This is a genomic window from Bradyrhizobium lablabi, assembly GCF_018129385.1.
In the GTDB taxonomy this organism is placed as follows: Bacteria; Pseudomonadota; Alphaproteobacteria; order Rhizobiales; family Xanthobacteraceae; genus Bradyrhizobium; species Bradyrhizobium lablabi_C.
The window spans coordinates 337,850-349,747 of the sequence record NZ_JAFCLN010000004.1 but is presented as its reverse complement, the minus strand read 5'-3'; the positions used below and the strand labels follow the sequence as shown (position 1 = coordinate 349,747).

Here is an 11,898-nt window from a genome sequence, read left to right as displayed (position 1 = left end):
GTTCACCGCGTCGCTTCGACATCGTCCTTTGGCCGCGCGCCGCCGAAGATTTTGGCCCCCTCCGGCGTGAGATACGGCTTCAGCATTTCCCAAGGCACGAAGGCGACATACGCGCCTTCGGCGTAGGAGCCGACCGCGTAAGGATCGTAGTAGAAGTTGAGGCCGGAGCTCTTGCCTTCCTCGGTCGACGGCGCCAGCGCAACCGGCCCGATCTTGAGCAGTTTTGGCTCGATGCCTTCGATGGCGTCCGTATCGAGGCCTTCCGCGCCGCGCGCCTTTTTCTCTTCCTTGAGCGAGGCGATGACGGCTTGCCGCATCGCTTTCAGCGTCGGGCCGCTGTCGGCTGTTTCGGTGAAGAACGGACGGATGCTGATGCGCTTGCCCAGCGATCTGTCCCACAGGATCGTGTTGGACGAAGTGTTGGGATGCGCCCCGCCCATATATTGGTAGTCGCCCCTGATGATGCTGACATAGCGGCCATCCACCACCGAGCGAGTTTCGTATTTTCGATCATACGCCCACGCTTTGCGAAACATTTCGGGGTCCTGCTTGCGCTCCTTCTCGGCCTCGGCCCGGCGTGCGGCAGCCCACCTCTTGCCTTCCGCAAGGCAATCGGCTGCCAGCGCCGGATCAGCCTTGATTTTAGGATCGAGCGTGACGCCGATCTCGACAATCTTGGTCGTGATGGCGAAGTCCGGCTTGGTCTCGGCGGCGAGGGCACTGCTGAGCGCCGCCGCGCACGCAATCGCGCCCGCAAAGCCAGCGCTCCGGGCTGTCATGAACACAGAGTTGCGCAAGGAGGATCCTTTGAAAAAGAGCCGGACTACTCCGCCGCCTCGCTGTGCCCCAAGCGCGCGTTGAGCTTGTGGATCAGCTCTTCGGCGGCGTCCGAGATCACGGTGCCGGGCGGGAAGATGGCTTCGGCGCCGGCCTTGTAGAGCGCATCGTAATCCTGCGGCGGCACCACGCCGCCGATGATGATCATGATGTCCTCGCGGCCATGCTTTTTCAGCGCGGCCTTCAGCTCGGGCACCGCGGTGAGGTGGGCGGCGGCCAGCGACGAGACGCCCAGAATATGCACGTCGTTCTCGACGGCCTGGCGCGCGGCTTCCTCGGCAGTGGCAAACAGCGGTCCGATATCGACGTCGAAGCCGACATCGGCGAAGGCCGATGCGATCACCTTCTGGCCGCGGTCGTGGCCGTCCTGGCCGATTTTTGCGACGAGGATGCGCGGGCGGCGGCCTTCCGCTTCCTCGAAGGCATCGATCAGCGCCTGCACTTTTCCAACCTTGTCCGACATGGCGGACGCCTCCCGCTTGTAGACGCCGGTGATGGACTTGATCTCGGCGCGGTGACGGCCGAAGACCTTTTCCATCGCGTCGGAGATTTCGCCCACCGTGGCCTTGGCGCGCGCCGCGTCGATCGCCAGCGCCAGCAGGTTGCCGTTGCCTTCGCCGGCGCTGCGGGTCAGCGCGGCGAGCGCCTGATCCACTTCCTTCTGGTCGCGCTCGGAGCGCAGCCGCTTCAGCTTGTCGACCTGTAGGCGCCGCACGGTAGAGTTCTCGACCTTCAGGATTTCGATCGGCGCCTCGTCTGTCGGCTTGTACTTGTTGACGCCGATCACCGCCTGCTTGCCGGCATCGATCCGCGCCTGCGTCTTGGCGGACGCCTCTTCAATGCGCAGCTTTGGCACCCCGGCCTCGATGGCTTTCGCCATGCCGCCGAGCTCCTCGACTTCCTGGATATGGCCCCAGGCCTTTTGCGCGAGATCGCGCGTCAGCCGCTCGACATAGTAGGAGCCGCCCCAGGGATCGATGATCCGGTTGGTGCCGCTCTCCTGCTGGAGGAAGAGCTGCGTGTTGCGGGCGATGCGGGCGGAAAAATCCGTCGGCAGCGCCAGCGCTTCGTCGAGCGCATTGGTGTGCAGCGACTGGGTGTGGCCTTGCGTCGCCGCCATCGCCTCGATGGTGGTGCGCATCACATTGTTGAAGACGTCCTGCGCGGTCAGCGACCAGCCGGAAGTCTGGCAATGCGTGCGCAGCGACAGCGAACGCGGGTCCTTCGGATTGAACGGTTTTAGCAGCTTTGCCCACAGCAGCCGCGCCGCGCGCATCTTGGCGACTTCCATGAAAAAGTTCATGCCGATCGCCCAGAAGAACGACAGTCGCGGGGCAAAGCGGTCGACGTCGAGCCCGGCGGCAAGACCGGCGCGGAGATATTCGACGCCGTCGGCCAGCGTATAGGCGAGCTCGAGGTCCTGCGTCGCGCCGGCCTCCTGCATGTGATAGCCGGAAATGGAAATGGAATTGTATTTCGGCATCCGCTGCGAGGTGAACGCAAAGATGTCGGAGATGATCCGCATCGAGGGCGCGGGCGGATAGATATAGGTGTTGCGCACCATGAACTCTTTCAGAATATCGTTCTGAATGGTGCCCGACAGTTTTTCCGGCGGCACGCCCTGTTCCTCGGCGGCCGCGACGAACAGCGCGAGAATCGGCAGCACCGCGCCGTTCATGGTCATCGACACGCTCATCTGGTCGAGCGGGATACCCGCAAACAGCGTGCGCATGTCGTAGATGGAATCGATCGCCACACCTGCCATGCCGACGTCGCCGGAGACGCGCGGATGATCGGAATCATAGCCGCGATGGGTGGCGAGATCGAAGGCGACCGACAGGCCCTTTTGCCCGGCGGCGAGATTGCGGCGATAAAACGCGTTGGAATCTTCCGCCGTGGAGAAGCCGGCATATTGCCGGATGGTCCAGGGCTGGTTGACATACATGGTCGGGTAGGGGCCGCGCAGATAGGGCGCCGTGCCCGGCCAGGTCTCAAGGAAATCGATGCCGCCGAGGTCCGTTTCGCTGTAGCCGGGTTTGACCGGAATACCCTCAGGCGTCAGCCACGGCTCGGCGCTGCCGGCGGGCATAGCCGCGGCAACGTGCTCAAACGCGATATCGGCGAAATTGGGAATTCTGCTCACGGGCGGCCTTCCTTCAATTTCATTATTCGGGCCTCACATTCGGCAAGACGCTGACGGACCTGGGGCTCTCCAGCCGGCTGGTCCAACACCCCTGTCAGCCGTGATGCAAAGTACGCCAACAGTGGCAGGCACACTACCAGCAAAAGGAAGTCGGAAGCGGAAATCTGGCCGGCGAAAACCCCCGCGACCATGGCAATTCCGACCGCGCAGATGATGATCGCCGCAATGACGAAAAACCATACCGGCGTCTGCGCCGCTGAACTCATTCGATAGAACGGCCCGTTGTGGTACGCGATCATGGACAGCAGCCGGTCGCGCTCCGCTTCGAGTTGAGCCAGTTCGTTCTGGTCGGGCATGGTGCGTGCTCACGAGGTTGGCGCCAATCCTCATTCATGGTCCGGATGCTGGTGGCTGACGATACGGCCGAGCGTTTCGGCGCCTGCTAGTTCCAGCGTGCTCTTGCCGGGCAGGCTGGCGATGCGGCCGACCCACGAAAGATGGGATTCGGTTCCCGTGGCGTAGGTCGGAACGACGCGGTCGGGGCGGTCGAAACTGCCGGTGGTGAGCTCGATCACCGGGCCGCCGATCTGGCGGTAGCTCAGCGGCGTTCCGCAGGCGGCGCAGAAATCGCGCTCGGCGATGGTCGACGAACGGAACGATCCTGGCTTGCCGCGGGTCCAGGCAAAATCCTCGTGCTTGACTTCGGCCAGCGAAATGAAGGGACCGCCGACCGCCTTCTGGCACATCCGGCAATGGCAAAGCCCGATCCGCACCGGGCTTGCATAGACCGCAAAGCGCACGGCGCCGCACTGGCAGCCTCCGGTGAGAACAGGCTTTCGGTCCGCGCTCATGCTCACTCCATTCGCCGCCAGGCTTCCTGCAACGCTGCCAGCGCATCGCCGCCGGCGAAGACAAAATCGTTCACGCCCGCGGCACGAAACGCCGGTTCCTGCTCGCCCGGGCGGCCTGCCAGATAGATATGCCTTGCGCCCGCGCCTTGAAGGGCCCGCGCAGCGGCCTCTGCCTGCGCGGCGTAGACTTTGTCGGACGAGCACAGGCAGGCCACGCCCGCGCCGGACGCCTTGAAGGCGGCAGCGAGCGTGCCGGCATCAGAAAATCCCTCGTTGTCGATCGCCTCGATGCCGCCGGTCTCGAAGAAGCTTTTTGCAAACGTGGCACGCGCGGTGAAGTCGGCGGCAGTGCCGAGATTGGCGAGAAACACTTTTGGCCGCGCGCCCGATTTCTTCAGCATCGCGTCGGACTTGTCACGCAGAGCCTCGAAGGGGGCGGCGAGTCGCATCGGCGGCAGCGGATCGAACTTGAATTTCGCTTTGCCATAGGGCGCAAGCTCGATCGGCTTGGCCGGCAGCACCGGAGCATCGGCCTCGCGCAGGTTCGGAAATTCGCTGGCGCCGGTCAGCACGTCGCGGCGTTTGGCAATGTTGGCCTCGCGCGCCTTGCGGGTCGCGGCAACCTTTGGCTGGAGCAGGTTCTGCTCCAGCGCGGCAAAAATGCCGCCGGCCTTTTCGGTCTCCTGGAACAGCGCCCACGCCGCTTCGCAGAGTTCGCGCGTCAGCGCCTCGATGCCGCCGGAGCCGGCGGCGGGATCGGCGACCTTGGCGAGATTGGATTCTTCCAGCAGCACGAGCTGGGTGTTGCGCGCCACGCGCCGCGCGAACGGGTCGGGCAGGCCGAGCGCCAGCGTATGCGGCAGCACCGTGATCGCATTGGCGCCGCCGAGGCCGGCCGAGAACGTCGCCATGGTCGCGCGCAGCATGTTCACATAGGCATCGCGCTGGGTCAGCATCCGCCACGACGTGTCGGCCGCGATGAACAGCGGCTTTGGTGCAAGGCCGCTGGCCTTCTCGATCCGCGCCCACAAAAGCCGCAACGCGCGGAATTTGGCCAGCGTCAGGAATTGATCGGCATCCGCGGCAAGTCGCGCATAGACCATGCCTTGCGCGTCTTCCAGCGCAATGCCGGATTGTTCGATCGCGCGCAGATAGGCGAGGCCACAGGCGAGCACGAAGGCCAGCTCCTGCACTTCCGAGCCGCCGGCATCATGGATCACGCGGCCGTCGGCGGCGGCAAACGGTCCCTTGAAGCCCGCGGCCGCGAGGCCCTTCACCGCGCTCGTCACCGCGGGCACGATGTCGGCCCAGGCATAGGGGCTAAAGCCCCAGGCAGCGCCGGCGCCGAGCGGATCGAGGCCGAAGCGGATATCGCAGGCCGCGGGCGGGATGCCCTTGCGCTTGACATATTCGGCGACATGGATGGCGGCCATCCGCGATTGCGGGCCGATCTGCAACTCGATCCCGATGCCGGCATCGAGAAAGATCCCGTCGAGGATTTTTTCGACCGCTTCCGCCGATGGGTCGAGCCCAAAGCCGTGCGCGCCATTGGCGCCGGCAAAGACCAGCGTCAGCCCGGTCGCGCCGTTTTCGAGGTCGTGCAGCGCCTGCGCATTGGCTTGAGTGGCGTCCGGATGATCGATCCGCTGCATGATCTGCCAGGGCGCCGCAGCCGCACGGCCGACGACAGGAGAGGCGCCCTTTGCGCGCGGATAGATCGGGTCGATCCTGATCCCGTCATAGGTCTTGCCGACCAGCTTTTCGAACGGGGCGCCTTTGAGCACGCCATCGACCAGCTTGCGCCAGTCGTCGTAGGTCGCCGGCGCGAAATCCGCTGCGAGGGCCAGATCTTCAGTCGTGGAGGTCATCGTTTCCTAAAGCTTTTATCTTCTTTGTTGCGGCCGGAAATTGCCACGTGGCGGCGGCCAAGCCAAACCCTGTTTTGGCCCATTTCCGGGCCAGATCGGCCGCGACCCCGGGGGCTCTTTCTACTGTGCATGGGGTTGTTTTCGCGATTTTGTGTTTAGCCCCTGCGGTGCACCGCTAGGGAACGTCGGGGAGCCGCTCGATACCGTCGGTCGAAAGCCCGGCCAGCGCGTCTGCGACACGGCGTCCCGCAATGACACGGTCCGGCGCAATTTCCGCCAGCGGCACCAGCACGAAGGCGCGCTCGAACAGGCGGGGGTGCGGCAGCGTCAGTTCCGGCTTGTCGAGTTTGACGTCGTCATAAGCCAGCATATCCAGATCGAGGGTGCGCGGGCCCCAGCGCGTCTCGGCAGCGCGGTCGCGACCGAATTTTTTCTCGACCTTGTGAAGCGTGAACAGCAGCGCATGCGGATCGAGGCGGGTCTCGATCTCGATGCAGGCGTTGATGAAGCGGGCCTGGTTCTCCTCGCCCCAGGGCGGCGTGGCGTAGTCGGACGACCGCGCCACCAGCGCGCCTTGCGTCATGCCGCAGATATTTGCGATCGCCTTCGGAAAGGTGCCGCGGACATCGCCGACATTGCCGCCGAGCGCGATCAGGACGCTGGCCATTTGGCTAGCCCTGGGCGGGCGGGTGCCGTGAGCGCGTCAGCACCACGCCGACATCCTCGAAGATCGCGGCGATCGGCGCGTGCGGTTTGTGCACGGTGACCTTGACGGCGCGGATGCGCGGAAAGGCCGCCAGGACAGCGTCGGCCACGGCGCCCGCCGCGCGCTCCAACAGCTTGTAGTTGGTATTCTTGAAGGCAGCGACCGCGGTCGTCACCACATTCGCATAGGAGACCGTGTCGGACAGGTGGTCGGAGCGCGAGGATTCCGTGAGATCGGACATGAGCTCGAGATCGATCACAAAGCGCTGGCCGACCTCGGTCTCGTGCTCCATCACGCCGTGGCGGGCATGGATGACGAGACCCTTGATGAAGATGGTATCGGTCATCCCTGTTCCTCGATTGCCGCTGCGACACGCAGCGCCTGCACGGTTTCGGCCACGTCATGGGTCCGGATGATCCTTGCGCCGGCTTGCGCAGCGATCAGATGAGCCGCGATCGAGCCGCCCAGGCGCTGCTGCGGCTCGGATGGCGACACCGTGCTGATGAAGCGTTTTCGCGACGCGCCGACCAGAAGGGGCAGGCCGAATGAGCGAAGCTCCGAGAGTCGCGCCAGCGCAATCATGCTCTGCTCGGGCGTCTTACCGAAGCCAATGCCGGGATCGAGCACGATGTTGTCGGTGGCGATGCCGGCCTTCGCCGCGATCTCGAGCGAGCGAGCGAAGAAGGCGGCGATATCCTGCATGATGTCGATGGTCGGATCGGCAGCCTCGCGGTTATGCATGACGACGACGGGCGCCTTGCGTTCGGCCACCATAGGCGCCATACGCGCGTCGCGCTGCAAACCCCAGACATCGTTGACGATGACGGCGCCATGGTCGAGCGCCCAGGCCACAACAGACGATTTCATGCTGTCGATGGAGACGGGAACGCCGAGCGAGACGACCTCGGACAGCACCCCCTGCAATCGCCGCATTTCTTCTTCGGCCGAGACCGCCTCCGCGCCGCCATAGGGGCGGGTGGACTCCGCACCGATATCGATGATGTCGGCGCCTTCGGATATCATTCGGCGCGTCTGCGCCAGCGCGCTCTCCGGCGCGATGAAAGCGCCGCCGTCAGAGAACGAGTCCGGGGTGACGTTGAGCACCCCCATCACGGCCGGGTAGGGCCGCGCCAGCAAGGCCGGCAGCAGCGGATGACCGACTGAGCCCGCCGGGGCGGTTCTGGAAGTGGTCGCCATCATGCGGTCGCTTTGCGCGGTCCGTGACGGCAAGTCAAGGTGGAGGAAGAGTCCCGAACGGCGGTCTGGCCGGGGGTATTGTTTTTGACGCGTTTTCTTGACGCGAACCGGTATCCACCCCGCATCAAGTGCGGGGCAGCCTTTCGCTCGAAAATGCTTTAATAGCTGATTTTCGGCGGCAGCTTGCGCGCCCGTTCGATCAACTGCTCGACCGACTTTTCGGAAGGAAGCACGTGGACCAGTTTGCGCCTCGTATTGGCTTCCTTCATGCTCTGCGCCAGGCGGACCGGGTTGCGCAGGCCGAGCTCGCGCACGGTAGAGACGCCGGCGGCGCGGATCAGCCCGATCTTGCCCTTGCCCATGCCGGGTATCCGCATGTGGTCGGCAAAGTTCGCCCATTCGAGCAGTTGCTGCTCGCTGATTCCGGTTTTTGCCGAGAGTTCTTTTCGCCCCCGCACGGTGCGGGCGGCTTCCAGCAGTGCGTCCGTCGTGCGTATCCCCAGCGATTTCAATTTCGAAGCAGCGTAGGCGCCAAGGCCTTCAATCTCGGAAAGGGAATATGTCATGGGTACTCGATAATGCCGATGCAAAAGGTGCGTGCGCTGCAAGGATGTCAAGCGAACTGGCTGAGCCCCGGCGTCCCCGAAATGATCTCGCCCATTTGATCCGCTCCGATTTTGTCGCGGCCGAACCTGAAAAGTTCACGCGCGATGTTCTGTATCTCGCCGACACTCAGTCCGAGTGCCATCAGCCGCGTGCCGACGGCCATCAAGCCGCCGCCCATCAGCCGGGAGAAGCCGCCGCCTTCTTTTGAAGCCGCGATCGCAGCTTCGGCGCCCGGAATCGTGTCGATCAAGGCCTGGACTTTGTCGGAAGGACCTTCGCGGCGAAGGAAATCCAGGATAATGCCGACGGTCTTTTCAGCCACGGCACCATCGATGCCGGCCTGCACGGCCAGCCGCCCCGTCAGTTCGTCCATATTGGCCCCGCCTCAGCCGACTTCTTTTTCCGGCTCCTTGCTTAGAAAATTATCTTGAGCCTGCGCGTTTGGAATTACAAGCGATGGCGGGTTTGAACATCACGAATCGCCCTACATCGATTGCAAAGTGTTGCAGCAATGCAAGAGTGAACACGCGATTGTGCCAATGCTCGGCGATTTTTTCGCTTGAATTGGAGGAAAGTAGGCATGCGGCGTCGTTCGCGACCGCCAGGATGAGCACGCCTTCCGGCGGTTTCAATCGACTGACGGAATGCAGTATAAGTGTGTTAGGTGACGTTCGAACCTTTCTAAGGCGCGCGAAGAGGCGATGCGATGGCTAAGTCTGACAGCACGATGGCCGATACAGCAGACAAGATTTTCATCGGCAAGGGCGACGAGGCAGCCTGGCTGACGCTGGCGCTTGCCAACCGGCACGGGCTGGTCACCGGAGCCACGGGAACCGGCAAGACGGTGACGTTGCAGGTGATGGCGGAAGGATTTGCGCGCGCCGGCGTGCCGGTGTTCGCCGCCGACATCAAGGGAGACCTCTCCGGTATCGCCGAAGTGGGCGAGGCCAAGGACTTTCTGGTCAAGCGGGCGACCGAGATGGGCCTCAAATTCGAGCCCGATCAGTTTTCGGCGGTGTTTTGGGACGTGTTCGGCGAGCAGGGCCATCCGGTTCGCGCCACCGTGACGGAAATGGGACCGCTGTTGCTGTCGCGCATGCTCGACCTCAACGACGTCCAGGAAGGCGTGCTCAACGTTGCATTCCGCGTCGCGGATGAAAACGGCCTGACGCTGATCGACATGAAGGATCTTCGCTCGCTGCTCGATGCGATCGTTCCCCGCGGTGGCAAGAAAAGCCCTGACGACGAAGACGATCCGCTGGAAGCGATACGGAAGGCGGCGCAAAGCTACGGCAATGTCAGCAAGGCGACGGTCGGCACCATCCAGCGTCAGCTTCTGGTGCTGGAGAACCAGGGCGGCACAAAATTCTTCGGCGAGCCCGCGCTGACGCTGAAGGACTTTATGAAGACCGACAGCGACGGGCGCGGTTACGTCAACATCCTCGTCGCCGACAAGCTGATGCAGAGCCCGCGGCTTTACGCCACGTTCCTGCTCTGGATGCTGTCAGAGCTGTTCGAGGAACTGCCGGAGGCCGGCGACCTGCCGAAACCGAAACTGGTGTTCTTCTTCGACGAGGCGCACCTGCTGTTCAACGATGCGCCGAAGGCGCTAATGGACAAGATCGAGCAGGTGGTGCGGCTGATCCGCTCCAAGGGCGTCGGCGTCTATTTCGTTACGCAGAACCCGATCGACGTGCCGGACAAGGTGCTCGCCCAGCTCGGCAACCGCGTGCAGCATGCGCTGCGCGCCTTCACGCCGCGCGACCAGAAGGCGGTTGCGGCCGCCGCGCAAACGTTTCGGCCCAATCCGAAGCTCGATACCGCCCGCGTCATCATGGAACTGGGCAAAGGCGAAGCGCTGGTCTCATTCCTCGAAGGCGGCGGCACACCGACCATGGTTGAGCGTGTGATGATCCGGCCGCCGTCGGCGCGGATCGGGCCGATCACGCCGGAGGAGCGCAAGGCGATCATAGGCAAGAGCCCCGTGAAAGGTAAATACGATTCCGCTGTCGATGCCGAGTCCGCCTATGAGATGATTCAGAAGCGGATCGACGGCACGGCGGCCGATGCCGATGAAGTCGGCGCCGGCGGCGCTGCCGCGGGCGGGGGCGGCGGCATCCTCGGACAGCTCGGCGCGATCGTCGGCACCATCTTCGGTACCGGCCCCGGCACCCGGCGCGGCCGGCTGACCACCGGCCAGGTGATCGCGCGCAATGTCACGCGCTCGGTCACCAACAAGGTGGTCGGCGGCGTGGTGGCCGATATCGGCAAGTCGGTGGGCGGCCAGCTCGGCGGTTCGATCGGCCGCGCGCTGGTGCGCGGCGCGCTCGGCGGGATCTTGCGGCGGTAGTGTTGCGCGCTTCTCCCGACTCCCAAAAGGCTGCGCTGAGGTGGCCGTCGCTGCGAAATCCGCTCGACGTTCTCTTTATCGTCTGCTGCATCGCGCTGACCGCCGACGTGCTGGTTCCGGAAATCTGGGGCCACGGCAAGACCAAGGACTATCCGCTGTGGTACTGGGCGGGTCAGCAGGTGCTGTCGGGCGGCGACCTCTATCCCGCCAACCTCGGCAAGATCTTTGAGTTCATTTATCCGCCCCTGCCGGCCGTGCTGCTCGCGCCGCCGGCATGGCTCGGAAAAATTCCGCTCTATCTCAGCCTGTCGCTGCTCAACGCCGCGGCGTGGTGGATGGTCGGCCAGTTGTCCAATGCGATGACCGGTTCCGGCCGCATCCCGGGGCCATGGCTGTTCGCGCTGCCGAGCTTTGCCACCATCACCTTCATCTTCGACCAGTTCGATCTCGGCCAGCCGAACCTCATGCTGCTTGCGATGATGCTCTACGGCTTCTGGCTGTTGCAGCGCGCGCGGCCGTGGATGGCCGGCTGCATGTTTGCGCTTGCCACCGCGATCAAGGTGTTTCCGGTCGCGGTGCTGCCGTACCTGGTGTGGCGGCGGCAATGGAAGGCAACGGCCGGCACGCTGGTGTTCCTCGGCCTGTTCCTGTTCGTGGTGCCGGCGCCGTTTCGCGGTTTTGAGCACAATGCCGCTGAATTGAAGACCTGGTATCGCGGCATGGTCGGCAGCAGTTCCGAAAAGGGCTTTGGCCAGCGCGACGAGCAGAACTGGTCGTGGGTGAACCAGTCGATCATTGCGGTGACGCACCGCCTGACGCGGCCGGTCAATTACAATCAGGACGATCCGAACAAGCCGCCGCGGACGATGAACATCGCCAATTTCGATTTCAAGACGGCGAACTATGTGGTGGTCGCGATTTCGCTTTTGATCGGGCTCGGCTTCATCGCGGTGATGCCGCCGGCCTCGCGGCGGACCGAACGGTCGGACGCAGAAGAGCTCGGCATATTGTTCTGCCTGATGACGGTGGCCTCGCCACTCGCACGGCAATACTATTTCATGTGGCTGTTCTTTCCGATCGCGATCCTCGCCCATCGCGCCGCTTACGATCCACGGCCACGTGTGCAGGCCGGCACATGGATCCTGATGGCGCTTGCCGGCGGGCTGATGCTGCTGTCGCTGCCGCTGTTCCCGACCGACATTCAGGCCTATGGCAACAATCTCGCCGCCACGGCCGTGCTGGCGGTGGGGCTCGCCTGGCACCTGCGCAATCCGCCGCCGGTCTTGTCTCCGCCGTCCGGCGCGCTACAACCTGACGCCGTCAGCGCCTCAAATTAAGGA

12 protein-coding genes are annotated in these 11,898 nt (G+C 63.9%); 2 read left to right on the top strand and 10 right to left on the bottom strand.

The window, feature by feature from the left end; all coding sequences use genetic code 11:
• Positions 1-2 precede the first annotated feature (2 nt).
• The 10 genes from JQ628_RS11130 to JQ628_RS11085 all read right to left on the bottom strand — a co-directional run bounded on the left by JQ628_RS11130 (position 3) and on the right by JQ628_RS11085 (position 8,581).
• On the bottom strand, positions 3-779 hold the full coding sequence (locus JQ628_RS11130; RefSeq protein WP_212222581.1) for a DUF3298 and DUF4163 domain-containing protein: 777 nt from the start codon (positions 777-779) through the stop codon (positions 3-5).
• A gap of 44 nt (positions 780-823) precedes the next feature.
• Entirely contained in the window at positions 824-2,980 is a 2,157-nt protein-coding gene (gene scpA / locus JQ628_RS11125) for a methylmalonyl-CoA mutase (protein WP_212222580.1), read from the bottom strand.
• The gene (locus tag JQ628_RS11120; RefSeq protein ID WP_212222579.1) at positions 2,977-3,336 is read right to left on the bottom strand and encodes a hypothetical protein; all 360 of its coding nucleotides are present in this window, start codon (positions 3,334-3,336) and stop codon (positions 2,977-2,979) included. Before JQ628_RS11120 ends, scpA begins: the two co-directional genes overlap by 4 nt.
• A 30-nt stretch (positions 3,337-3,366) precedes the next feature.
• Positions 3,367-3,831, bottom strand: coding sequence for a GFA family protein (locus tag JQ628_RS11115; protein ID WP_212222578.1), 465 nt, complete (start codon positions 3,829-3,831; stop codon positions 3,367-3,369).
• A gap of 2 nt (positions 3,832-3,833) precedes the next feature.
• Positions 3,834-5,699 (bottom strand): methylmalonyl-CoA mutase family protein, encoded by a 1,866-nt coding sequence (locus JQ628_RS11110; protein WP_212222577.1) that lies wholly within the window; start codon positions 5,697-5,699, stop codon positions 3,834-3,836.
• Between the two features lie 175 nt (positions 5,700-5,874).
• Positions 5,875-6,366, bottom strand: a complete 492-nt coding sequence (gene folK, locus JQ628_RS11105; protein ID WP_212222576.1) for a 2-amino-4-hydroxy-6-hydroxymethyldihydropteridine diphosphokinase — start codon at positions 6,364-6,366, stop codon at positions 5,875-5,877.
• A gap of 4 nt (positions 6,367-6,370) precedes the next feature.
• Positions 6,371-6,751 carry a dihydroneopterin aldolase gene (folB, locus tag JQ628_RS11100; protein WP_212222575.1) on the bottom strand — a complete coding sequence of 127 codons (381 nt, stop codon included), beginning with the start codon at positions 6,749-6,751 and terminating at the stop codon, positions 6,371-6,373.
• A complete protein-coding gene (gene folP, locus JQ628_RS11095) occupies positions 6,748-7,605 on the bottom strand; it encodes a dihydropteroate synthase (RefSeq protein WP_212222574.1) in 858 nt (285 codons plus the stop codon). The genes folB and folP overlap by 4 nt, the downstream gene beginning before the upstream one ends.
• A 155-nt stretch (positions 7,606-7,760) precedes the next feature.
• Positions 7,761-8,168 (bottom strand): DUF4332 domain-containing protein, encoded by a 408-nt coding sequence (locus JQ628_RS11090; protein ID WP_212222573.1) that lies wholly within the window; start codon positions 8,166-8,168, stop codon positions 7,761-7,763.
• A 47-nt stretch (positions 8,169-8,215) separates the two neighbouring features.
• Positions 8,216-8,581: a DUF2267 domain-containing protein gene (locus tag JQ628_RS11085; protein WP_212222572.1), complete on the bottom strand. Its 366-nt coding sequence runs from the start codon at positions 8,579-8,581 to the stop codon at positions 8,216-8,218.
• A 333-nt stretch (positions 8,582-8,914) separates the two neighbouring features.
• On the opposite strand from JQ628_RS11085, the gene JQ628_RS11080 reads away from it, so the two are divergent.
• Together JQ628_RS11080 and JQ628_RS11075 are read left to right on the top strand one after the other, a co-directional pair.
• Positions 8,915-10,558 (top strand): helicase HerA-like domain-containing protein, encoded by a 1,644-nt coding sequence (locus JQ628_RS11080; RefSeq protein ID WP_212222571.1) that lies wholly within the window; start codon positions 8,915-8,917, stop codon positions 10,556-10,558.
• Entirely contained in the window at positions 10,558-11,895 is a 1,338-nt protein-coding gene (locus JQ628_RS11075; RefSeq protein WP_433996124.1) for a glycosyltransferase family 87 protein, read from the top strand. Before JQ628_RS11080 ends, JQ628_RS11075 begins: the two co-directional genes overlap by 1 nt.
• The last annotated feature ends 3 nt before the right edge of the window (positions 11,896-11,898 follow it).